This window comes from Phenylobacterium sp., from assembly GCF_030681155.1.
Taxonomy (GTDB): Bacteria; Pseudomonadota; Alphaproteobacteria; order Caulobacterales; family Caulobacteraceae; genus Phenylobacterium.
The window spans coordinates 18661-40551 of record NZ_JAUXXE010000030.1 but is presented as its reverse complement, the minus strand read 5'-3'; the positions used below and the strand labels follow the sequence as shown (position 1 = coordinate 40551).

Sequence of the window (21891 nt, the reverse complement as noted above, 5' to 3'; positions counted from 1 at the left end):
GCTGGGGGCCGGTAGCTCAGTGGTAGAGCATTCGACTTTTAATCGAATGGTCGTGAGTTCGAAACTCACCCGGCCTACCATCCTGTCTTCTCAGCGTTGATTTCGCTGGGCTTTTCAGGGTGTTTATCAAAAGTGCTCCCGCAGTTTGGCGGTGAACGCGCTCTTTTTGGCTTTTGCAACGGCCCCATCACCTCACTTGGGGAGTCGCTCACGATAGGCTGGGCGGATTCGGCCCGGCGTCGGTAAGAAGCGGCCCGCCCCGGCGCGGAGCGGGCCTTAGGTCCTGGAGATCTAGAGGCGGTTGATCTCAACGCGACGGGCGTCGGCGTCCATCGTGTTGGCGGCGCCGGCCTCGACCATGGCCGGTGGGCGCATTTCGATGTTCGCCGTGGGCACGCCAGCGGTGACGAGGGCGTCGCGTACGGCGACCGCGCGGTTCTTTGCGAGTTCCTGGTTGTGGGCCAGGTCACCGGTGCGGTCGGTATAGGCGGTAATGGACGCCTTGCCGCCGTCGCCCTTGAGAGACGCCGCCGCGGCTTCGATCACTTGTCCTCCATCGGCTGGGATCGCCGCCGAGTCGTTTGCGAAGAAGACCTTTGCCGGGAACCCGGCGACCGGGGCGACGACTGTGGTGGCGGGCGCGGTTGTAGGCGCTGGGGGCGCCTCGCTCGCGACGACTGGGGCAGGGGGCGCTGTCTGTACGACCGGCGCGGCGGGCTGCCGGCCGGCGAGCATCCACCAAACGAGCCCGAGCACCGCCAGGCCAAGGATCAGCCAGGGGAGCCAACGCATCAAGCCGCCTGCTGCGGGCGCGGCGGCCGCTGCGGCTGGCCGGGCGCTGTGGGCCTGGGCGGCTGGCTTGGCCGCGGCGACATCCCTCTCGGGCTGGCGATCTGACATGCTGGCGACAGTCGAGGCGGCGACGCCTAGCGCTGCGGCTGATGCGGCGACCGGCGCGGCGGGGATCGTGTCACGCCCACCGAACACCGACAATTTTCTGAAATGTTCGGCCAGCAGGTAATAGACCGTGACCCGGTTCTTGGTGCGGTCGGCCTTCATCCGCTCGCCCACGGCCGCGATGCTGGCGTCGAGCTCGGAATCCGGGGCGCTGAGGCCCAGCTTCTTTTTCAGGTAGTTCTCGCGCACCCGGTCCAGTTCGGTTTGGTCGGCGAACGAGACGAGCGATGAATCGCGGTTCTGCAGGGCGATGCCGCAGTGGCGCACGATGGCGGCGATGACGCCTTCGTCGGCGTCAGGGACGTATTTTCTGACATCCTGGGACCAATCTTCAGTCATGAGTAGCCTCCTCGGCTAGGGTCAGGGCCAGGACGGCCACAATGACGCTCGTCGGCTATAGGACCTCGCGAGTGAATGCTGGCTCGGGTCATATACGGTGGTGACTGAGGGATTTTCCTGATGCGGCGCGCGTAGAAGCCCGTTCGCTGTCCACCGCCCATGCCTGAAACCAGTCCAGCCTAGGCTTTCCTATTTCGCTCTCAGAAAAACTATATTGTCGATGGGATCAGTGGGAATTAGCCATGGGCTGAGCAGAGGCGCAGCTATACGAGCGCCTCGGCGTTTATGCGTTTGAACCGGGGCCGCTGAATGACCGCGACCGAAACCTCTCAGATCGTCGCGTCGCGCCGGCCGATGATCCGACGCCGTTCGGCCATCCCCGGCTTTGCGCTCACCATGGGCGTGACGCTGACCATCCTGTCGCTGATCGTACTGATCCCGCTGAGCGCGGTGGCGCTCAAGGCTTCCGAGCAGACCTTCCCGGAATTCCTGCAGGCGGCTTTCAACGAGCGCGCCCTGACCGCCTATCGCTTGTCGTTCGGCGCGGCCTTTATCGCCGCGATTATCAACGGCGTCTTCGGCGTGCTGACCGCCTGGGCGCTCATTCGCTATCAGTTTCCCTTCAAGAGCCTGGTCAATGGCATCATCGACCTGCCGTTCGCTCTTCCGACCGCGGTGGCCGGTATCGCGCTGGCCACGCTCTATGCGCCCAACGGCTGGATCGGGGCGCTGTTCGCGCCGGCCGGGATCAAGATCGCCTACACGCCGCTGGGCGTTGTGATCGCCCTGACCTTCATCGGCTTGCCGTTTGTGGTGCGCACGCTGGAGCCGGTGATGCGCGACCTGGCCGCCGACGTGGAAGAGGCCGCCGCCAGCTTGGGCGCCAACCGCTTCGACACCATCCTTAGAGTGATCCTGCCGGCGCTGGGCCCGGCCTGGCTGACCGGGATCGCCTTGGCCTTCGCGCGCGCTGTCGGTGAATACGGCTCGGTGATCTTCATCGCTGGCAACATGCCCTACAAGTCGGAGATCGCTCCGCTGCTGATCACCATCGAACTGGAGCAGTATGACTACGCTGGCGCAGCGACTATCGCGGTGGTCATGCTGGCGGTCTCGTTCCTGATGCTGTTTGTCATCAACGCCATCCAGGCCTGGGCGCGGAGGCTTGGCCAATGAGCCGCATGCGCCATCCCACCGAGGATCCTGTCTGGGCCAAGGTCGTCATCCTGACGCTGGTCGGACTGTTCCTGGTCTCCGTCCTGATCCTGCCGTTGATCACTGTGTTCTTCGAGGCGACCCGCAAGGGGCTGCCTGCCGCCCTAGAGGCGATCCAGAACGAGGACGCGCGCGCGTCGATCAAGCTGACCCTGATCACCGCCGCGATCACCGTACCGTTCAACGTGGCGTTCGGGCTCTGCGCCTCCTGGGCGATCGCCAAGTACGAGTTTCCGCTCAAGCCGTTCCTGATCACCCTGATCGACTTGCCGTTCTCGGTGTCGCCGGTGGTCGCGGGCTTGATCTATGTGCTGGTGTTCGGCGCCCAGGGCTGGTTCGGTCCGTGGCTTCTGGATCACGACATCAAGATCATCTTCGCGGTTCCCGGCATCGTGCTGGCGACCATCTTCGTGACCTTCCCGTTCGTAGCCCGCGAGCTAATCCCGTTGATGCAGGAGCAAGGGGTGGACGAGGAGGAGGCCGCCGTTTCGATGGGCGCCTCGGGCCTGCGTACCTTCTGGAGCGTGACCGCGCCCAACGTTCGCTGGGGCCTGCTGTACGGCGTGCTGCTGTGCAACGCCCGGGCCATGGGCGAGTTCGGCGCGGTGTCGGTCGTGTCGGGTCACATCCGCGGCCTGACCAACACCATGCCGCTGCATGTGGAGATCCTCTACAACGAGTATGACTTCGTCGGCGCTTTCGCCGTCGCTGCTCTGTTGTGCCTATTGGCCATTGTCACCCTGGTGCTGAAGGCCCTGCTTGAACTCGTCCAGCCGCAGTCGCGGCCCGGCCGCCACTGACCGAGAGACGTATTGCATGACCATTTCCATCCGCTCGGTGGAGAAAACCTTTGGCCGCTTTCCGGCGCTCAATGGCGTGAGCCTTGAGATCGCAGATGGCGAGCTTCTGGCGCTGCTGGGGCCGTCGGGCTCGGGCAAGACTACGCTCCTGCGGGTCATTGCCGGCCTTGAGTTCCCGGAGAAGGGCCAGATCCTCTACGGCGACCAGGACATGACCTTCACCAGCGCCGCTGCGCGTCGGGTCGGTTTCGTCTTCCAGCAGTATGCGTTGTTCCGCCACATGACTGTGGCCAAGAACGTGGCTTTCGGTCTGGATGTCCGCAAGGGCCAGGCCAAGCCGTCAAAGAGCGAGATCACCGCGCGCGTCGATGAGCTGCTGAAGCTTGTCGAATTGGGGGAGCTCGGCAAACGTTATCCGGCCCAGCTTTCGGGCGGGCAGCGCCAGCGGGTGGCCCTTGCGCGGGCCCTGGCGGTGAACCCCAGCGTGCTGCTGCTTGACGAGCCTTTCGGCGCGCTCGACGCCACGGTGCGCAAGTCGCTGCGCAAGGAGTTGCGCCGGATCCACGACGCTACGGGCGTCACCACCATCTTCGTCACCCACGACCAGGAAGAGGCCCTGGAACTGGCCGATCGGGTGGCGATCCTGAACAAGGGCGCGATCGAACAGGTCGGCGCACCCCATGAGGTTCACGACAACCCAGCCGGGGCCTTCGTCTGTGGTTTCGTCGGCGAAGCCAACCGCTTCGAGGGCGCGGTGAAGGGCGGACGTTTTCAATCGGCCGACATCGCCTTGCCAGCGCCCGGCGTCGCTGATGGCGCGGCTGTAGCCTTTGTCCGTCCCCATGAGCTGGTATTGGCTCCCGCGGATCAAGCGAACCTGAGCATCGTGACCGAGCGCATCGCCCCGCAAGGCGCGGTCGTGCGGGTGGATGGCGCGACAGCCAGCGGCCAGCGGATCGAAGCGGCCTTCGCACGCCAGAATGCCGGGGACCTGCAACCCGGCGCGAAGCTGAGCCTCGCAGCCGACCGCTCCTATGTTTTCAGCGCCTGAGACCTACTGCTGCTGTTGTTGCTGCTGCTGGTCGTATGCGATCCCGCCTGCGGGGCCTCTGCGGCGGCCGGTGCGCGAGAATGACGGCTGGGCGATGCGAATGAACTCCGGCTCGGTCAGCGCCGCCCGCGCCCGTCGGACCGAGACGCCGACAGCCAGTTGGCTTTCGGCCTCGCCTTTGTAGACACCGCGCGATGGCGGGACGTCGTTGTAGTCGCGCCCCACGGCTGCGGCGATGTGGCGTTCGCCGGCCTCGACATTGTTCGTCGGGTCGAGCCCGATCCAGCGGGTCGAGGGCAGGAACACCTCTACCCAGGCATGGGTGGCGTCGGGGTCCGAACGGTCCCCGGCCTGACGGTCGGTGAACAGGTAGCCCGAGACGTAGCGCGCCGGGATGCCCCACGATCGGCAAATGGCGATCATGATGTGGGCGAAGTCCTGGCAGACCCCGCGCCCGGCCTCCAGCGCCTGGTCGATCGGGCTGTCAGCATGCGTCACGCCCGCCTCATAGGCGAATGAAGCATAGATGGTCTCCGACAGGCGCCGGACGGCGGTCAGCGGATCGCGCCGGCGCAGTTCGTCGAGCTCGTGCTGGGCTACGTATGCGCGCAGGGCCGGAGTCTCGATGGCGAAGCCGTGGTGGGTGAGGAAGTCGAAGTTCTCTCCGCGCACGAAATCGCTGCGCAGCCGGTCCCATTCTCCCTGGTCTAAGGCGTCGGGCAGGGGCGGGGGCGCCTGGGTCTCGACCGCCGAACGGGCGACGATGTTCAGCCGGTCGTGCGGCTGGGGCACGTCGAAGTGGTAGACGGCGTTGCCGAACGGATCTGCGTAGGAAAACAGCTGCGCGGCCGGATCGAGCTCCAGCTCGAAGGAAACCAGCCGCTGCCGGATCCCCTTCTGGGGCTGCATCCACACCTCCATCACGCTCTCGCGGACGGTTTCAGCGTAGTGGTACTGGGTGACGTGACGGACTTCCAAAAGCACGTGTGTGGTCCTTACGCCGGTAGACGCATTTCGAGGGAGTAGGCGACGAAGGTGTCGTAGATCGCCTGGTGCAGGGCCGCGCAGTCGTCGAGCACGGTCGAGATCAGCGCGCCGGCGCCAGCGACGTCCAATTCATCCATATCCGCGTATTGCAGGCGGGCGCGCAGCCGGCCCGCCAGTCGCTCCGGCCCGGCGTGTCCAGCGGCGTCCACATAGCGGGCGGTGGCGCTGAGGTGTTCCTCGATCCGCGCGGTGGCGAAGCGGATCGAGCGGGGGAACTCCTCGTCGAGCAGCAGGAACTCCAGGATCTTGCGCGGCTGGATGTCGGCGGTGAACCGGCGCAGATAAGGCTCGAGGCCACAGCTCATCCGCAGGACGCTCATCAGCGCCATGTGGTCGTCCAGGGGGCGGCGGCGGCCGTCGCCGAAGCAGACCTCGAGCAGCCGACCGACGAGTTGCGCCCGCTCCAGATAGACCCCCAGCAGCAGGAAGCGCCAACCCTCGCCGTGGCTCATCGTGGCGTCGGCCGCACCCTTGAACAGATGCAAGTCGGCGATGATCTCGTGCAGGAAGGTCGACGGGCTGTCGGCGAACGCCTTGGGCGCTTCGGGTCCTGTCACCCGCAGGTACAGCAGGTTCAGCCGCTCCCAGGTTTCGGTGGTGATCTGGTCGCGGACCTGCCGGGCGTTCTCGCGCGCCAAGGCCAGCGAACTGGTGATCGATCCGCCGTCTTCGCGATTGAGCGCCAAGGCGAAGGCCAGTTCATAGGGGCTGGCGGCGCGAGCGCCTTCGGTATCGCCCACGGCGGCCAGCACGATGCGGGTGGCCTGGCTGGCGGCCTCGGTACGGTCGAGCGTGGCGTTCAGCATCACGTCCGACAGGCGACACAGATGCTCGGCGCGTTCCACATAGCGGCCGATCCAGTAGAGGCTGTCGGCGACCCTCGCGAGCATCATGACGCCATGTCCTCTTCGGCGGTGTCCTCGAGAATCCAGGTGTCCTTGGATCCGCCCCCCTGGCTGGAATTCACCACCAGTGAGCCCTTGCGTAGCGCCACGCGGGTCAAGGCACCGGGCGTCACGACGATCTTCTCGCCGGACAGGATGAACGGGCGCAGGTCGACGTGGCGGGGCTCGATCACTCCATCGATCAGGCAGGGGGCGGTGGAGAGCTGGATGGTCGGTTGGGCGATGTAGTTGGCGGGATCGGCCTTGATCGCGTCGGCGAAGTCCTCTCGCTCCTTCTGGCTGGCGTGGGGACCGATCAACATGCCGTATCCGCCCGAGGCGCCCACGGCCTTGACCACCAGCTTGTCCAGATTGCCGAGCACGTGCTGGAGTTGCGAGGCCTCGCGGCAGAGATAGGTTTCGATGTTCGGCAGGATGGCGTCTTCGCCGAGATAGTAGCGAATGATGGCTGGAACATAGGCGTAGACCGCCTTGTCGTCGGCGACCCCGGTCCCCGGCGCGTTGCAGATCACAACATTGCCGGCGCGATAGACGTTGAACAGCCCGGCGACCCCGAGGCCGGAGTCGCGCCGGAAGGTGAGGGGGTCGATGAAGTCGTCATCGACGCGGCGGTAGATCACGTCGATGCGGCGCAGGCCGGTGGTGGTCCGCATGTAGACCATGTTGTCGTGGACGACGAGGTCGCGGCCCTCGACCAGCGGACAGCCCATCAACCGGGCGAGATAGGCATGTTCATAATAGGCCGAGTTGTAGACGCCAGGCGTCAGCACCACGATCTGCGGGTTGGGCCGCCAGTCGGCCGCCATGCCCTTCAGCGTCGCCAGCAGCAGGTCGGGATAGCGGTCGATGGCGCGGACGCCGGCGGCCCTGAAGGTCCCCGGGAAGGTTCTCCGCGAAGCCTCGCGGTTCGCCAGCATGTAGGAGACGCCGGAAGGCACTCGCAGATTGTCTTCCAGCACCGCGAAGGCGCCGTCCGGCTGGCGGATCAGGTCGGAGCCGCAGACGTTGGCATAGGCCTGGTGCGGCACGTAGAGGTTCTGCATCTCGCGTCGATAGGAGGGTGCGCCGAGCACCAGTTCCCGTGGCACCACCCCGTCCATCAGGATTTGCTGATCGCCATAGATGTCCGAGAGGAACATATTCAGCGCGCGCAGCCGCTGCGTGAGGCCTGCCTCGATCTTCGCCCATTCGGCAGCCGGGATGATGCGCGGCAACAGGTCGGTCGGGATGATCCGTTCGGTAGAGCTCTCGCCCCCATAGACGGTGAAGGTTATTCCCTGCAGCAGGAAGAAGCGTTCAAGAGTCCGTTGGCGTTCCGACATCTCGGCGGAGGCTAAGGTGGCGATGCGGCGGTCCAGAGCCGCGTAATGCGGCCTGACATCGCCTAGGGCGGCCAGCATTTCGTCATAGGCGACCGGGGCCTGAGCGAGTTCCTCCGGCGAGAAAGCCGCGGCCTCATCGGGTCTTTGAGCCGTCGCCACACCGTACTCCACAGCCAAGTCCTTTCGCGCCGAAGGGAACTCCGAGCTTAGGAAGGAGGCGGTGAAATGCGGCGGCTATTCGGAAATGAACCCCGTACTGAGGGGCGTCGCACAGTATTTAGGCGCCGGTCTGCCCTAGATGGTGCAGCTTGACGCCATCGGCATGGGTGACATCACGCCGCGACGCAGTTTACATCCAATATCGGGGCGCGATTAAAGGGATGGGCGTGGGACGTTTGGTCGTCGCGGTCGCCGCCTCGGCGGCCATTTGTGTGTCTGGGACCGCCCGGGCCGAGTCTCCACGGGCCACCGTCGAGGGAGACATCAGCGCGAGTCTGCGGACCGCCATTGTCAACGCCATCGGTCAGACTGACCGGCCTATCGCCAATCGTTTCGAGGCGCGCCGCCGCGCCGTCGCCGCGGGCGAAAGCGCCATCGCGGTGCTGCGTTCGGAAGGCTATTACGGCCACCAGGTCGAGCCCGACGTCAGCGAAACCGAGCCGCCAGTCGCGATCGTTCGTATCAAGCCTGGGCCGCGATTCGCCTTTACCGACCCGCAGATCGACTGGATCGAACCTGCGCCGCTGCCGGAGGTTCAGCAGGCTGGTGAAGCTGTGCTGGGCTTGGCGACCGGCGCGCCCGGTCGGGCGATTGATGTCGTCAACGCCGAGGGGCGGATCGTCGCGGCGGTGCAGAAGCGAGGCTACGCCGACGTCGCTCCGGCGCCGCGCGTCGTCACGGTCGACCATGCCGACAGCACGGTTCAGCCGACCTACAAGATTATCGCTGGCGATCTTGTCCGGCTTGATGTGGTCCAGCTGACGACCGTTGGGCGCACGAACCGCGCCTGGTTGGAGCATCTGACGCCCTGGCGTAAGGGCGACATCTACGATCCAGAAGACGTTGGCGAGTTGGAGCGCCGTCTGCTCGATACCGGCGTCTACGACTCGGTGACGGTGTCGCTGGCCCCGAAGGACCAGATCAACGCCGAGGGGCTTCGGGCGATCGTCGTCAGCTTGGCCGATCGCAAGCGGCGGACGCTTGAGCTCGGGGCGAGCTATTCCACCAGCGAGGGCGTCGGCGCCGACGCTCGCTGGACCCATTTCAATGTTCTTGGCCGTGCCGACACCATCGCCGCCCTGGCGCGACTATCGAGGGTGGACAGCAGGCTGGGGGGGGAGATAACTCTCCCGCACTGGCTGAAGCCGCAGCAGACGTTCAAGGCCGGCGCTGGCGGATATCGCACCCGAACCGACGCCTATGACGAAACCGGATTCGGCGTCCGGGCCGACGTGACGCGGCGCTTCCGCAAGACGTCCTATCTCACTTTTGGCGGCTCGGTTGACTACGGCAAGACCGAGGATCAGCAGGAATTCCTCAAGAGTCCGCTCGGAACCAATCTGCTGACGATCGCCGGGCTCGCCGCCGGTGCGCTCGATCGCTCCGACGATCCGCTCGACCCACGACGCGGTTGGCGGTTGGAGGTGCGGGCTGAGCCCACCTATCTGATCGGCGACGAGGGGCTACCCTATGTGAAAATCCAAAGCCAGGGCACGGTCTACGTGCCGTTTGGCGAAAAGGCTCGCACCGTCATTGCCGGTCGGCTGCGCGTCGGCTCTATGATCGGAGCGACCGTTCCCGACGTGCCGGCTTCACGGCGGTTCTATGCCGGCGGCGGCGGTTCAGTCCGGGGCTACGCTTTCCAGGCTATCGGTCCTCGAACCCCCCCGGACAACACCCCGCAGGGCGGCGCCTCGTTGCTGGAGACGTCTGTGGAGCTTCGCCAGAAAATCGGCGAGCGCTGGGGCTTCGTCGCGTTCGCCGACGCCGGCGCCGTCGGCACTGACGAGATCCCAACCGGTGACGACGTAAGCGTCGGCGTGGGCGTCGGGGTTCGTTACGACCTGGGCTTTGGCCCGATCCGCGCTGACATCGCCATTCCCCTCGACAAGCGCGAGGGCGATCCGTCCTTCCAGATCTATCTCAGCATTGGGCAGGCGTTTTGAGCGAGCCGCCGACCACACCCGTCGAGGAAGCCACCGAGGCCGTCGCGAAGGTCGCGAAAAGCTCGATGTTGCCCAAGATCATTCTTGTGGTGTGCGCCGTCCTGGCGCTGGTCATTGGCGGGATCGCCCTGACCGCGCGCTACGGCGTGTTGCTGCCGCAGGGGCGATTGCTGATCGAGGCCCGAGCCAGCGGCTTGAAAATCGGACGGTTTGGCCGGTTGAAGATCGAGGGGCTGGGCGGGGACGTCTGGCGCGAGTTCACCGTACGCCGGCTGACGATCAGCGACGAGAAGGGTGTCTGGCTCGAGGCCAAAAATATCGAGATGACATGGAGTTACGCCGCGCTTTTCAGGCGCCGGTTCCATGCCGAGGACATCGTCGCCGAAAAGGTCGTCGTGTTGCGACGTCCGACGATGGAGCCCAAGACCGAGTCGGCCGGACTGCCGATCTCGATTAATATCGACCGCGCCGTCACCCGCCTGGAGTTGACGCCAGAGTTCAGTGTCGCGCGCGGCGTCTATGACGTCGTCGCCAATGTGGATGTCCAAAAGCGCAACGGTGGGCAGAACGGCAAGGTCGCGATCACCAGTGTCCTGACGCCCGGCGACCATCTGAATGCGGAGTTTGATTTCGGCGGCGGCCGGCCTCTGCTGGTCATCGCCGACGCGGTCGAGGCCAAAGGCGGCGCCCTTGCGGGCAGCCTTGGCTTGCCGGCGGATCAGCCTTTCTCACTTCAGATCCAGGCCAAGGGCCAAGGGCCGCAGGGTCGGTTCACCGCCCTGGCGAAATCGGGCGCGATCACGCCGCTGGACGCTTCGGGCGCCTGGACCAAAGAGGGCGGGGCCGCGAGCGGCAAGGTGCTGCTCAGCGCCTCTACGCTGACCAAAGACCTAGTCGGTCGCCTTGGGCCCGACGTGCAGTTCAGCATCAAGGGAACCCAGGCCCCGGCCGAACTCTACGATCTCGACGCCCAGGTGACGTCGGCTAACTTGGCTGTCACGGCTAAGGGGAAGGCCAATCTCGGCAAGCGCATGGCCGGCCCCGCGGGTGTCACCGTCGGCGCTACGGCGCGAGAACTGTCCAAGGTGACGGGCGGCCCGCCGATGGGCTTTGGCCGGGTGGACGGAGTGCTGACCGGCTCATTCGATGAGTTGCGGTTCGCGGGCACGGCCGACGTCTCCCGATTGCAGGTTGGGGACTACAGCCTCGACCGCGTGTCGGGACCGTTCACCTTCACCCGTCGCAACAAGGTCTTGGCTATTGAGGGCAAGATCACCGGGGCTGGAGGACGAGGGACCGGGCTGCCGGCGGCCTTGCTGGGCGCGCGGCCGACTGCAGCGTTCGACGCGGCCCGGCTCGCGGACGGCCGGCTGCTGTTGCGCGACATCCAGGCGACCGGCGCCGGCCTGAAGGTGAGCGCAAGCGGCGGGCGCAGCCTGCTCGGCGGCCTGAACTTCAAAGGCCAGGCTCAGTTCTCGAACCTGGCTGCAGCGCGTGCGGGGGCGGCCGGGTCTTTGTCGGCCGATTGGTCTGCGAGCCAGGCGCGGGCCGGGCGACCATGGAATCTCAGCCTTGACGCCAAAGGCGCACGCTTCGCCTCGGGCTTCTCCGAACTGGACCGGCTGCTCGGCGCAACGCCCAGGCTGAAGGCCCAGGCGGCGGTCGAGGGCCGGAAGGTCTCGGTTTCGAACGGCAGCTTGAACGGCGCGGCGATCCGCGCCGAGACCGCCGGTGTCCTAGGCGCCGACGGAGCCTTGCGCTTCAAACTCGATTGGTCCGCCGATGGTCCCTTCCGGGCGGGGCCGGTGGAGATCACCGGTAAGGCCAAGGGCTCCGGAGCGCTGACGGGCAGCATCGGCGCGCCGCGCGCCGACCTGCTCGCCAATTTCGAGGCCATCGATCTTCCGCGTCTGCCCTTGAAGGACGCCAAGCTCACGCTGAGCTTCCTGCGTCGAGCCGACGGTTCCAGCGGCGTCGTCGCCCTGACCGCGGTCAGCGACTATGGCCCGGCGCAGGCGCGCTCGGCCTTCCGCTTCCCGCGTGGCGGGGTGGATCTATCGGATCTTCTGGTCAATGCGGGCGGGTTGACGGCCGAGGGCTCAGTCGCGCTTCGGCGGGCCACGCCATCAGCAGCCAATCTACAGCTTCGTGTTGTCGAGGGCGCCTTCCTCGAGCATGGCCAGGTCGCCGGCGCGGTGAAGATCGTGGACGCCGCCGGCGGCCCGCATGCGACCCTGAGTTTGACCGCTACGGACGCGGTTCTTCCCGGCGCGAAGTTCGCGGTTCGCAAAGGAAGGCTGACCGCCGATGGCCCGATGTCGCGTCTGCCATACGCAATTGATCTCGAAGGCGTGGCGAGCAACGGGGAATGGGGCGTGGAGGGGCGCGGCGCGCTGGCGGACGCCAAGCCAGGCTACGCCCTAAGCTTCGATGGCTCAGGTCATGTGGGCGCGCGCGTCCTGAAGACGACCGAGACGGCGATGGTCCGGTTCGGCGGCGCCGAGACCAGCGCCAAGCTACGACTCGCGGCGGCCGATGACGGGCGGATCGATCTCGACGCCCGGTTGGCCAAGGATGTCACCAGCATCCGGGCGGAGATTGAAAAGCTCGGCCTGGGGATCATCAATCCAGACCTGACCGGCCGAGCCGACGCGACCTTGACGCTGACCGGACGTGGCAAGGCCTTGGAGGGGACGCTGGACGCCAAGCTCGACGACGCCCGTGGCCGAGGCTCGCCGCGCGAGCTGGGTATGGACGGGGCGATCAAGGCGCGGCTGGCTGGCGACAGCGTCACGCTGAACGCCGCTATGACCAACGAACAGGGTCTTCGCGCCAATGCTAACGTGGTCCTTCCCGCCGAGGCGACCGCGAACCCATTCCGTATCGCCATCGTTCGCAATCGCCCGATCCGCGGGGATTTCTTCGCCGACGGTGAGGTCAAGCCGTTGTGGGAACTGCTGGCCAGCGGCGAACGCGAGCTGGCTGGGCATGTTCAACTGAAGGGAACACTGGGCGGCACGATCAATGATCCTCGCGCGACGGGCACGGCTCAGGTGGACGGCGGTCGGTTCGTCGATGGCGCCACCGGCCTGATCCTGACCGATGTCCTGCTGCGCGCATCAATGGCCAACAACGCCGTCGACATCACCCAGGCGACGGCCGCCGACGGTCACGGCGGGACGCTGTCCGGCGCCGGCCGGGTCAGTCTGCTTCGCGAAGGGGTCTCGACCTTCCGTCTGGACCTCAAGAACTTCCGTCTGATCGACAACGACATGGCGACGGCCTCGGCCTCAGGGCAGGCGACCCTTGACCGCGCCGCCAATGGCCAGGTGCGTCTGGGCGGCGATCTGGTCATCGACCGCGCCGACGTCTCGGCGAACATGTCCGCGCCATCAGGCGTGGTGAGCATCGACGTGGTTGAGATAAACCGACCGAAGGATTTGTCGCAATCGTTGCAACCGGTCGCTCGCCGGGGATTGGCGGTGGCGTTGGATGTTCGGCTGCGGGCGCCGCGGCGGGTCTATCTGCGGGGCAGGGGGCTGGATGTTGAACTCTCCCTGGACGCCCAGGTTAGTGGAACCACCGCGAGGCCGGTCCTGACCGGCGCGGCGCGAGTGGTGCGTGGCGAATACGACTTCGCTGGCCGGCGATTTGAGTTCGATGATCGCGGCGTCGTGCACCTGGGCTCCACCCCGGCGACGATCCGGCTGGACCTGACGGCGACACGAGAAGATCCGTCTCTGACGGCGGTGGTGCGGATTCAAGGCACGGCCGCGCGCCCGGAGATCACGCTCAGCTCCACCCCCGTCCTGCCCCAGGACGAGGTGCTGTCGCAGGTGCTGTTCGGTCGCTCGGCCGCGCAGTTGTCACCGTTGGAAGCAGCTCAGCTTGCCTCGGCTCTCTCGTCCCTGGCGGGCGGTGGTGGCTTCGACGTGGTCGGCAACTTGCGTAGCTTCGCCGGACTGGACCGTCTGGCGCTCGCGGGAGGCGACGAGTCTGGCGTCACGGTGTCTGGCGGCAAGTATCTGACCGAGAACGTCTATCTGGAAATCACCGGTGGTGGCCGAGATGGTCCCTCGGCCCAGGTGGAGTGGCGGTTTGGCCGCAACCTCTCGGTTATTTCCCAGATCGCCAGCCAGGGCGACGGCAAGCTCGCCGTACGCTGGCGCAGGGACTATTGAGGGCCGACATGCGCAAGGTTTTGCTGGGGCTGGCGGCCGCCGTGGGACTGTTTGGCTGCGAGAAGCCGCTGGCGGCTCCTGGGCATACCGGCGTCTGCTGGCGCATGGTCGAGGGCATGAACCGCAAGCCGGACTTCAAGCCGGTCGCGCCCAACATCGACACGCTGGAAAACTGTGCGGTGCGGCTGGAGGGAATCCGCATGGCCTACGGCCAGCCGGTGACGGGCGCCTTCCAGGGACGGTTCATTTACGTGACCGACGAGGAGATCAGCGCCGCATCCGGTCCAAACTCCCAGCGCTACCGCGTCTTTACGCCTGCCCAGAGACTGGAGATCCAGAAGGGCATCGAAACCCTGATGGCGCGCGAAAAAGCGGGCGGCTAGGCGGAGGCCAACCGTCCACCGGCCATGGCGTAGGCCTGGGTTCCGCAGGTGAACACCCGATCGCCAGGGGCCATGACGTCAATGTCGATATCGGGCGCCTGGGTGAGGCGCTGATAGATCGGTTCGAAGTCCTGGAGTGTGGCGTTCAACAGCGCTTTCAGCGACGGGATCACAAAATAGACCTGCTGGAAGTCGTCGATCCGGTAGGGCGTACGCATCACCCGCTCCAGATCGAAGCCCAGTCGGTTGGGCGAAGGATCATTCAGGGCGAAAATCGATTCCGCGCGGCTGGAGACGATGCCCGCGCCATAGATCCTCAGGCCTTCCGACGTCTCCAGCAGGCCGAACTCCACCGTGTACCAATAGAGCCGCGCAAGGTTGTGCAGTTGGCCGCGGCCCAGCGCGCGCATGCCGCCTTGGCCATAGGCCTGCATGTAGTCGGCGAAGGTGGGATCGGTCAGCATCGGCACGTGGCCGAAGACATCGTGGAAGACGTCTGGCTCTTGCAGGTAGTCCAGCTCATCGGGCTTGCGAATGAACCGTCCGGCCGGGAACCGGCGATTGGCCAGATGTTCGAAGAACACCTCGTCAGGCACCAGGCCAGGCACCGCCACAACGCTCCAGCCGGTTAGCCGGTTTAGCTCTTCATTGATGCGAGAGAACTCGGGGATGCCGCCTCGATGCAGATCCAAGGCGTCGAGACCCTTCAGGAAGGCGTTGCAGGCCCGGCCCGGCAGCAGTTTGGTCTGACGCTCGTAAAGCGTCGTCCAGACGTCGTGTTCGCTCTGGGAGTAGGCCTGCCAATCCTGGTCGATCGTCCAGTCGGAACGTGCGCCGGGGGGCGGGGTTGGCGTGGGGCTATCTGCGCTCATGGCGACAGAATGAGCGCAAGTCAGCGAAACTTCCGTGCGAACTGTGCGCCGAAATCAGGTCCGTCCGGTAAAAGTTTGCGCTGCTGGCGCCCCGATTGAAACGCCCGTGCGGATCGCCCTAGTGGCTGATGCGCGGGCGTAGCGTGTACTGACCCTCATGGAACGACTCGAAGATCAGCGAGGCCTGCGGATGGCCGACCGGCTCGCCGCTGTCGTCGGGCACGAGGTTCTGTTCGGAGACATAGGCGACGTACGCGTTCTCCTCGTTCTCGGCCAGCAGGTGGTAGAACGGCTGGTCCTTGCGCGGCCGAATTTCTTCGGGGATCGAAAGCCACCATTGCTCGGTGTTGGAGAAGGTGGGGTCGACGTCAAAGATCACGCCCCGGAAGGGGTAGTGACGGTGTCTCACGACCTGGCCGATGGCGTACTTCGCCAAGCGCGGCTCGGCGAGAACCGCCGGCGGCGTGACCGTGTCGCTTCCACGTTTTTCGATGCGAGCGTCCATAGAAACGATTCTAGACCTTGGCGCCTAACTGGGAGGTGAACGTACCGCTCATCTTCGCATGTGCAAGGGCGTGCCTTCCGAGAGGCGAGCCAGCTTGCTACAGTCTCTCCTGAAACGAGGCGTCGTGTCGGCGCTTCATAGGGACGGATGGCGGTCAATGACTGCGGCGCTGTTGAGCGCGTTCTTGCCGAACGCGCTCCAGATCCTTGATTTACAAGCGTTCCGGCCACCAAGCCGGTGACGATGACGCTTGATCTCGAGACGGCTCCAGGAGCCAAAAAGAGCAATTCCTCAGGAGCGGCCGAGTCGCCTTGTTACGGCGCGCTCGATCTTGGTACGAACAATTGCCGCCTGTTGATCGCAACCCCGTCGGGGCGCGGCTTTCGGGTTGTGGAGGCTTATTCGCGCATCGTGCGGCTGGGCGAGGGGCTATCGCAGACGGGCCGGTTGTCCGATGCGGCCATGGAGCGCGCGCTCGCGGCCCTGAAAGTCAGCGCCGAAAAAATCCGCCGCCGCAAGGTGGTGAAGCTGAAGGCGATCGCCACCCAGGCGTGCCGCGGAGCCGAGAACGGCCCCGAGTTCGTGGCGCGCGTCGCGGCTGAAACGGGCCTGCAGCTCCAGATCATCACCCCGCGCGAGGAAGCCCAGCTATCGGTCGCCGGCTGCCTGAATCTGCTCGATCGCAAGGCGGAGGCCGCGCTGGTGGTCGATGTCGGCGGCGGATCGACGGAGTTGTCCTGGGTGGACCTGACGTCAGGCGGCCTGGAAACCGAACTGGCGAAGTTCGCCGCAGGTCGCTTGCCGATCAAGGCGTGGCTCTCCATCCCGATCGGCGTCGTCACGCTCGCCGAACGTTTTCCGGAAGGCCCTGCCGCCACCGAAACCTGGTTCCGTGCCATGGTCGAGACGGTGAAGGACGAGATCCGCGAGTTCCGTCATGCCGATCCGCTGCGCCCGATATTCGACGCTGACCGCGCGCACATGGTGGGGACATCGGGCGCCATCACCAGCCTGGCGGGCATGCATCTTGGCCTGCGGCGTTATGACCGCAGCCAGGTCGACGGCATCTGGATGACCCGGGACGAGTGCGACGTGGCCGCCCAGACGCTGCTACGCCTCAGCCCTCAGGAGCGCGCCGACGAGCCTTGCATTGGCTCAGAACGCGCCGACCTGGTGCTGGCGGGCGCGGCGATCCTCCAGGCGGTGCAGGAACTCTGGCCCTGTTCGCGGGTGCGGGTCGCCGATCGCGGCCTCCGCGAAGGCATACTGATGTCGCTGATGTCGGGCGTGGGAACCAAGCGTAAGCGGAGGCGTCGGCGTCGCGGCCGTAGATCGGGCGGCGCTTCCCCTGTAAACGCCCCTGAATGACAGAGCCGCCCCGCAAACGCATGGTCAAGCCGCCCTCGGGCGGAACCGAAGAGGGCCGGGTGAAGCCCGCGCGCCTCAAGACCGCGAAGGACCGGACGCCGTCGTCCCAGGCCTGGCTGTCGCGTCAGATCAACGACCCCTTCGCCGCCAAGGCGCGCGCTCACGGCTATCGCAGCCGCGCGGCCTACAAGCTGAGTGAACTCGACGACAAGCTGAAGCTGCTGAAGCCCGGCGTGCGGGTCATCGATCTTGGTCTCGCGCCCGGTGGGTGGACCCAGGTCGCGATCGAGCGTGGCGTGACAAATATCGTCGGCGTCGATCTGCTGCCGGTTGATCCGTTGCCGCCGGCTCACATCCTGGAGATGGACTTCACCGATCCGGAATGCGGCCCGAGGCTGATCGAACTGCTCGGCGGCCCGCCGGACCTGGTGTTGTCGGACATGGCGCCCAACACCGTCGGCCATCGTCGCACCGACCACCTGCGGATCATGACTTTGATCGAAACCGCCGCCGACTTCGCCGTCAGCGTTCTGCGGCCGGGCGGCGCCTTCCTGTCCAAGGCGTTCCAGGGAGGTGAGACCCACGAGATCATCGGCGAGCTGAACCGCCAGTTCGACGACGTGCGCCACATCAAGCCGAAAGCCAGCCGCGCCGACAGCTCAGAAGTCTATCTCGTGGCGACTGGCTTCAAAGGTCGATAGGCGGGAGCAGGGGGCGTTTTCGCGCCCTCCGACACCAGCCACTTGCGAAATTGATCCAAGGCCCGGCTCGATACGCCGGGCGCCGCTAGCAATGCAAAGGCGCTTTCAGCCTTGCGGAAGCCGAACGGAGCGACCAGTCGCCCGCTGCGCACATAGTCGGCCACCAACGGCCAGGGCATGACGGCGACGCCAAGCCCTGCGATCGCCGCGTCGATCGCGAAGTGCAGGTGGGCGAAGGGTTGCTCGGGCGCTGGAGGCAGTTCCATGCCGGCCAGCGCGCCCCAGATCGCCCAGCCTTGCTGATGGGTTTGGGCCGACAGCCTGGGCGCTCTTAGCGGATTGTCGGCGAAGCGCTCCGCCAGGGCCGGCGACATCACCAAGCCCAGATGGCTCTGGATAAAGCTCGTCGCGTCAGGATCCGCCAAGCGGCTGGTCGGCACCATCCTCACGACCGCATGCGCCCCGCGGTAGGAGGTGGCGTGCGACGGCAGTTCCGCCAGATGCAGCCGAACACTTGGATGGGCGTCCGCAAAGCCGCTCAGGCGCGGGATCAGCCACTTCACCGAGACGCTGGCGTTGACGGCGACATGCAGATCCTCGCCGGCGCCACGTATCTGCCGAACGGCGGTGGCGATCTGGTCGAAGGCGCCGGTCAGCGCCGGCAACAGCTCGCGTCCGGCTTGGGTCAGCTCCAGCCTGTGCTTGGGCCCGGCGAACAAGCGCACGCCCAGGGCTTCCTCCAACGCTTTCACCTGACGGCTGACAGCGCTGTGCGTCACGTTCAGCTCCTGGGCCGCCAGAGTGGCGCGGCCGGTGCGGGCCATGGCCTCGAAGGCGCGCAGGGCGTTCAGCGAGGGCAGAGGTAATGATGTGAGATTTTCGAACATCTCAGAACCAATATGTCGATTTCCTCAATTCGACAATCGGCGCACAAGCTCGGAATGTCGGGAGCGGCCACCCATCCACGCACATCACAGACAGCGATCACGCTGGTGCTTGGGTTCGGCCAGACCGTAGCTTTCGCCTCCAGCTTCTATCTTCTGGGCGTCCTGGGCGACGCCATCGCAGCGGACCTGAGGTTCAGCCCCACCGTCATCTTCAGCTTGATGTCGGTCGCCCTAGCGGTCACGCCGCTGGTGGCGACGCGAACGGCGCGATGGATCGAGGCGCGGGGCGGCAAGGAAGTGCTGCTGGCGTCCAACGTGATATTCGCCGCCGGCCTGATCCTGCTGGGCTTGGCGACAGACGGCCTGACGCTAGCCTTCGCCATCCTTGTCCTGGGGCTGGGCATGGCGATCGGCATGTACGGCACGCCGTTCGCGATCCTGGTGTCGCTCTACGCCGAAGGCGCGCGGCGACCAATCACCGGCGTTGCCCTACTGGGCGGCCTCGGATCGACCCTGGGCTGGCCGTTGAGCGCCTACCTCGAACAGCATTTCGGTTGGCGCGGCGCCTGCTTGGCCTGGGCGGCGCTTCATGTCGGGATCTGCCTGCCGCTTTCTGCCTGGATCGTGCCGCGCGTTGTCGGGCGCGAGCATCACGCCAAGGGCGGCGCTCATGAGCCGGTGGTGTGGGATCGGCGCATGATCCAACTGGCGGTATTGTTCGCCTGCGCCTGGTTCATCTCCACGGCTATGAGCAGTCACCTGCCGCGCCTGTTGGCCGCCTTTGGCCTGACGCCGACCAAAGCTGCGACAGTGGCGGCCTTGGTCGGGGTGGCTTCGGTCAGTGTGCGCTTCGCCGAGTTCACAGTGATGCGGCGCTTTTCGCCGCTGATCGCTACGCGGGTCGCGACACTGATGCACCCGCTGGGGGCGGCGTGCCTCCTGGCGCTGGGGGCAAAGGGCGCGTCGCTGATGGCCCTCGGCCATGGCGCGGGCAGCGGCATGACCACAGTCGCCAAGGGCGTACTGCCGCTCCACCTCTACGGCCCGGCGAACTACGCCTACCGCTCGGCGCTGCTCTCGCGGCCCGCCCAACTCATCCAAATCGGCGGCCCGGCGCTCTACGGATTCGCCCTGGCCGAGTCGCCGCGCATGGCGCTCGCCCTGTCCGCCGGGCTCTGCCTGGTGATGTTTTCCATGACTTTCGGCCTCGAAAGACGGCTCCAACCCCAAAAAGAGGAAGCTGCGGCATGATTACACTGGAACCCGCCCTTGCCCGAGGCGCCCCAGAGGGCTTATACGCGGCTCGCAAAATGGAGCCTTTCATGGACATTCGCGAAGGTCTTACCTTCGACGACGTTTTGCTGGAACCGGGCGCATCGGATGTGATGCCAACCCAGGTGGACACGACCACCAAGTTCACCCGCGAAATTAGTCTCAATATCCCTCTCGTGTCCTCCGCCATGGACACGGTCACCGAGAGCCGTCTCGCCATCGCTATGGCGCAGGCTGGCGGCCTGGGCGTGCTGCACCGTAATCTGACGGTCGAAGAGCAGGCCGATCAAGTCCGCGAAGTGAAGCGGTACGAGAGCGGCATGGTCATCAATCCGCTGACCATCCATCCTGACACGACCCTTCGTGAGGTCCGGGAGATCAAGGCGCGTCGCAAGATCTCCGGCTTTCCGGTGGTCGAGCGCGGTTCGAACAAGCTCGTCGGCATCCTGACCAACCGCGACATGCGGTTCGAAGGTCGCGACGACATCCCTGCCAAAGAGCTGATGACCAAGGACAACCTGATCGTTGTCCGCGAAGGTTGCACCCAGGCCGAGGCCCGCGATCTGCTGCGCAAGCACAAGATCGAACGTATCATCGTCGTCGACGACGACTATCACGCGGTCGGCCTGATCACCGTCAAGGACATGGAGAAGGCCCAGGCCTATCCGAGCGCCGCCAAGGACGCCCAGGGGCGCCTGCTGGTCGGGGCGGCCTCGACTGTCGGCGACAACGGCTATGAGCGCTCCATGGCTCTCGTAGACGCCGGTGTGGACGTGGTGGTGATCGACACCGCCCACGGCCACAACGCCGACGTCTCCAAGGCGGTCGACCGCCTGAAGCGCGAAACCAACCGCGTTCAGATCGTAGCCGGCAACGTCGCCACCTATGACGGAGCACGCGCTCTGATCGACGCCGGCGCCGACGCGGTGAAGGTCGGCATCGGTCCTGGCTCGATCTGCACCACCCGGATCGTGGCCGGCGTGGGCGTTCCGCAGCTGACCGCTATCGCCGACGCAGTCCGGGCCGCGGCCGGCACCGACGTGCCGGTCATCGCCGACGGCGGGATCAAGTATTCCGGCGATCTGGCCAAGGCGCTCGCCATGGGCGCCCAGGTAGCGATGATGGGTTCGGCCTTCGCTGGCACCGACGAGGCTCCGGGCGAGGTGTTCCTGTACCAGGGGCGTTCGTACAAGGCCTATCGCGGCATGGGTTCGCTGGGCGCGATGGCCAATGGCTCGGCCGACCGCTACTTCCAGAAGGAGGTCTCGGCCCTGAAGCTGGTGCCTGAGGGCATCGAGGGCCAAGTCGCCTACAAGGGTCCGATCACCCCGATCCTTCACCAGATGGTCGGCGGCCTGCGGGCGGCCATGGGCTATGTGGGCGCTGGCGATCTGGAGACCTTCCGGAACAAGGCGCGCTTCATCCGGATCACCGGGGCGGGGCTCCGCGAGAGCCACGTCCATGATGTGATGATGACCCGTGAGGCGCCGAACTATACGAGCCCGGTCTGATGGCCATGGCCGTCGAACTGAAGCTGCTGGGCGCCGCCGTCATCATCGGCATGGTCCAGTTGCTCTGGGCGGCGGCCGCCTCGCGGCGCCAGCAAGGTCTGGAATGGGCCGCCGGCTCGCGGGACGAGGCGCGCCCTGTGACGGGCGTCGCCGCCAGGCTAAATCGGTCCTTCGCGAACTTCATGGAGACCTTCCCGCTGTTTGCGGCGGCCGTGGTGACGGCGTACCTCGCCGCCAAGCTCGGGCCGCTGACGCTGTGGGGCTCGGTGCTCTATGTCGTTTCGCGGGTGCTCCATCCGATCGCCTATATGCTTAACGTTCCCTACCTGCGCAGCCTGATCTGGTTCGTGGGCTTTGGGGGCGCCCTGGCGGTCATCGCCGCCATTTTCCTATGAATGTGAGTAGAGCCC

At 65.8% G+C, this 21891-nt stretch carries 18 protein-coding genes and 1 tRNA gene; 12 read left to right on the top strand and 7 right to left on the bottom strand.

Going from position 1 to position 21891, the window contains the following annotated elements; genetic code table 11:
* The first annotated feature begins 5 nt into the window (after positions 1-5).
* Positions 6-80: transfer RNA gene (locus Q8M13_RS06545), tRNA-Lys, on the top strand.
* Between the two features lie 211 nt (positions 81-291).
* Here the strand turns inward: Q8M13_RS06545 and Q8M13_RS06540 are convergent.
* Positions 292-1296, bottom strand: coding sequence for a DUF2853 family protein (locus Q8M13_RS06540; RefSeq protein ID WP_305298973.1), 1005 nt, complete (start codon positions 1294-1296; stop codon positions 292-294).
* Between the two features lie 309 nt (positions 1297-1605).
* Between Q8M13_RS06540 and cysT the strand changes: the two genes are divergently transcribed.
* From cysT to Q8M13_RS06525, 3 genes are read left to right on the top strand one after another with little or no spacing between them, the layout of a single operon-like run.
* On the top strand, positions 1606-2472 hold the full coding sequence (gene cysT, locus Q8M13_RS06535; protein ID WP_305298972.1) for a sulfate ABC transporter permease subunit CysT: 867 nt from the start codon (positions 1606-1608) through the stop codon (positions 2470-2472).
* On the top strand, positions 2469-3311 hold the full coding sequence (cysW, locus tag Q8M13_RS06530; RefSeq protein WP_370869971.1) for a sulfate ABC transporter permease subunit CysW: 843 nt from the start codon (positions 2469-2471) through the stop codon (positions 3309-3311). The genes cysT and cysW overlap by 4 nt, the downstream gene beginning before the upstream one ends.
* A gap of 16 nt (positions 3312-3327) precedes the next feature.
* On the top strand, positions 3328-4362 hold the full coding sequence (locus Q8M13_RS06525) for a sulfate/molybdate ABC transporter ATP-binding protein (protein ID WP_305298971.1): 1035 nt from the start codon (positions 3328-3330) through the stop codon (positions 4360-4362).
* A 3-nt stretch (positions 4363-4365) separates the two neighbouring features.
* Here the strand turns inward: Q8M13_RS06525 and Q8M13_RS06520 are convergent, their stop codons facing one another.
* From Q8M13_RS06520 to Q8M13_RS06510, 3 genes are read right to left on the bottom strand one after another with little or no spacing between them, the layout of a single operon-like run.
* Positions 4366-5346 (bottom strand): transglutaminase family protein, encoded by a 981-nt coding sequence (locus tag Q8M13_RS06520; protein WP_305298970.1) that lies wholly within the window; start codon positions 5344-5346, stop codon positions 4366-4368.
* Between the two features lie 11 nt (positions 5347-5357).
* The gene (locus Q8M13_RS06515; protein WP_305298969.1) at positions 5358-6302 is read right to left on the bottom strand and encodes an alpha-E domain-containing protein; all 945 of its coding nucleotides are present in this window, start codon (positions 6300-6302) and stop codon (positions 5358-5360) included.
* Complete coding sequence (locus Q8M13_RS06510; protein ID WP_305299214.1) at positions 6299-7714, bottom strand: circularly permuted type 2 ATP-grasp protein; 1416 nt, start codon at positions 7712-7714, stop codon at positions 6299-6301. The genes Q8M13_RS06515 and Q8M13_RS06510 overlap by 4 nt, the downstream gene beginning before the upstream one ends.
* A gap of 302 nt (positions 7715-8016) precedes the next feature.
* Here Q8M13_RS06510 and Q8M13_RS06505 point away from each other — a divergent pair, with 302 nt between their 5' ends.
* The 3 genes from Q8M13_RS06505 to Q8M13_RS06495 are packed head-to-tail and all read left to right on the top strand — an operon-like array spanning position 8017 to position 14365.
* Positions 8017-9801, top strand: a complete 1785-nt coding sequence (locus Q8M13_RS06505; RefSeq protein ID WP_305298968.1) for an autotransporter assembly complex family protein — start codon at positions 8017-8019, stop codon at positions 9799-9801.
* Positions 9798-13982, top strand: a complete 4185-nt coding sequence (locus Q8M13_RS06500) for a translocation/assembly module TamB domain-containing protein (RefSeq protein ID WP_305298967.1) — start codon at positions 9798-9800, stop codon at positions 13980-13982. Before Q8M13_RS06505 ends, Q8M13_RS06500 begins: the two co-directional genes overlap by 4 nt.
* A gap of 8 nt (positions 13983-13990) precedes the next feature.
* Complete coding sequence (locus tag Q8M13_RS06495) at positions 13991-14365, top strand: hypothetical protein (RefSeq protein ID WP_305298966.1); 375 nt, start codon at positions 13991-13993, stop codon at positions 14363-14365.
* On the opposite strand, the gene phhA is transcribed toward Q8M13_RS06495, so the two are convergent.
* The gene (gene phhA, locus Q8M13_RS06490) at positions 14362-15237 is read right to left on the bottom strand and encodes a phenylalanine 4-monooxygenase (protein WP_305298965.1); all 876 of its coding nucleotides are present in this window, start codon (positions 15235-15237) and stop codon (positions 14362-14364) included. The genes Q8M13_RS06495 and phhA overlap by 4 nt on opposite strands.
* 118 nt (positions 15238-15355) lie before the next feature.
* On the bottom strand, positions 15356-15742 hold the full coding sequence (gene hspQ / locus Q8M13_RS06485; protein ID WP_305298964.1) for a heat shock protein HspQ: 387 nt from the start codon (positions 15740-15742) through the stop codon (positions 15356-15358).
* Between the two features lie 243 nt (positions 15743-15985).
* Between hspQ and Q8M13_RS06480 the strand changes: the two genes are divergently transcribed.
* Both Q8M13_RS06480 and Q8M13_RS06475 read left to right on the top strand, forming a co-directional pair.
* Entirely contained in the window at positions 15986-17110 is a 1125-nt protein-coding gene (locus Q8M13_RS06480; RefSeq protein WP_305298963.1) for a Ppx/GppA phosphatase family protein, read from the top strand.
* Positions 17107-17811: an RlmE family RNA methyltransferase gene (locus tag Q8M13_RS06475; RefSeq protein ID WP_305298962.1), complete on the top strand. Its 705-nt coding sequence runs from the start codon at positions 17107-17109 to the stop codon at positions 17809-17811. The genes Q8M13_RS06480 and Q8M13_RS06475 overlap by 4 nt, the downstream gene beginning before the upstream one ends.
* Here Q8M13_RS06475 and Q8M13_RS06470 read toward each other — a convergent pair.
* Entirely contained in the window at positions 17778-18698 is a 921-nt protein-coding gene (locus tag Q8M13_RS06470; protein ID WP_305298961.1) for a LysR family transcriptional regulator, read from the bottom strand. The genes Q8M13_RS06475 and Q8M13_RS06470 overlap by 34 nt on opposite strands.
* Positions 18699-18752: 54 nt before the next feature.
* Here Q8M13_RS06470 and Q8M13_RS06465 point away from each other — a divergent pair, with 54 nt between their 5' ends.
* The 3 genes from Q8M13_RS06465 (at position 18753) to Q8M13_RS06455 (ending at position 21876) form a co-directional block, all read left to right on the top strand.
* Positions 18753-19949: an MFS transporter gene (locus Q8M13_RS06465; protein WP_305298960.1), complete on the top strand. Its 1197-nt coding sequence runs from the start codon at positions 18753-18755 to the stop codon at positions 19947-19949.
* Between the two features lie 71 nt (positions 19950-20020).
* Entirely contained in the window at positions 20021-21481 is a 1461-nt protein-coding gene (gene guaB, locus Q8M13_RS06460; RefSeq protein ID WP_305298959.1) for an IMP dehydrogenase, read from the top strand.
* Positions 21481-21876, top strand: a complete 396-nt coding sequence (locus tag Q8M13_RS06455; protein WP_305298958.1) for an MAPEG family protein — start codon at positions 21481-21483, stop codon at positions 21874-21876. Before guaB ends, Q8M13_RS06455 begins: the two co-directional genes overlap by 1 nt.
* Positions 21877-21891: the final 15 nt, after the last annotated feature.

Coding starts and splice junctions, on each gene's coding strand:
- Q8M13_RS06540 (WP_305298973.1), bottom strand. CDS start 1,296: ATGACTGAAGATTGGTCCCAGGATGTCAGAAAATACGTCCCTGACGCC.
- cysT (WP_305298972.1), top strand. CDS start 1,606: ATGACCGCGACCGAAACCTCTCAGATCGTCGCGTCGCGCCGGCCGATG.
- cysW (WP_370869971.1), top strand. CDS start 2,469: ATGAGCCGCATGCGCCATCCCACCGAGGATCCTGTCTGGGCCAAGGTC.
- Q8M13_RS06525 (WP_305298971.1), top strand. CDS start 3,328: ATGACCATTTCCATCCGCTCGGTGGAGAAAACCTTTGGCCGCTTTCCG.
- Q8M13_RS06515 (WP_305298969.1), bottom strand. CDS start 6,302: ATGATGCTCGCGAGGGTCGCCGACAGCCTCTACTGGATCGGCCGCTAT.
- Q8M13_RS06510 (WP_305299214.1), bottom strand. CDS start 7,714: ATGCTGGCCGCCCTAGGCGATGTCAGGCCGCATTACGCGGCTCTGGAC.
- Q8M13_RS06505 (WP_305298968.1), top strand. CDS start 8,017: ATGGGCGTGGGACGTTTGGTCGTCGCGGTCGCCGCCTCGGCGGCCATT.
- Q8M13_RS06495 (WP_305298966.1), top strand. CDS start 13,991: ATGCGCAAGGTTTTGCTGGGGCTGGCGGCCGCCGTGGGACTGTTTGGC.
- phhA (WP_305298965.1), bottom strand. CDS start 15,237: ATGAGCGCAGATAGCCCCACGCCAACCCCGCCCCCCGGCGCACGTTCC.
- hspQ (WP_305298964.1), bottom strand. CDS start 15,742: ATGGACGCTCGCATCGAAAAACGTGGAAGCGACACGGTCACGCCGCCG.
- Q8M13_RS06480 (WP_305298963.1), top strand. CDS start 15,986: ATGACGCTTGATCTCGAGACGGCTCCAGGAGCCAAAAAGAGCAATTCC.
- Q8M13_RS06475 (WP_305298962.1), top strand. CDS start 17,107: ATGACAGAGCCGCCCCGCAAACGCATGGTCAAGCCGCCCTCGGGCGGA.
- Q8M13_RS06470 (WP_305298961.1), bottom strand. CDS start 18,698: ATGTTCGAAAATCTCACATCATTACCTCTGCCCTCGCTGAACGCCCTG.
- Q8M13_RS06465 (WP_305298960.1), top strand. CDS start 18,753: ATGTCGGGAGCGGCCACCCATCCACGCACATCACAGACAGCGATCACG.
- guaB (WP_305298959.1), top strand. CDS start 20,021: ATGGACATTCGCGAAGGTCTTACCTTCGACGACGTTTTGCTGGAACCG.
- Q8M13_RS06455 (WP_305298958.1), top strand. CDS start 21,481: ATGGCCATGGCCGTCGAACTGAAGCTGCTGGGCGCCGCCGTCATCATC.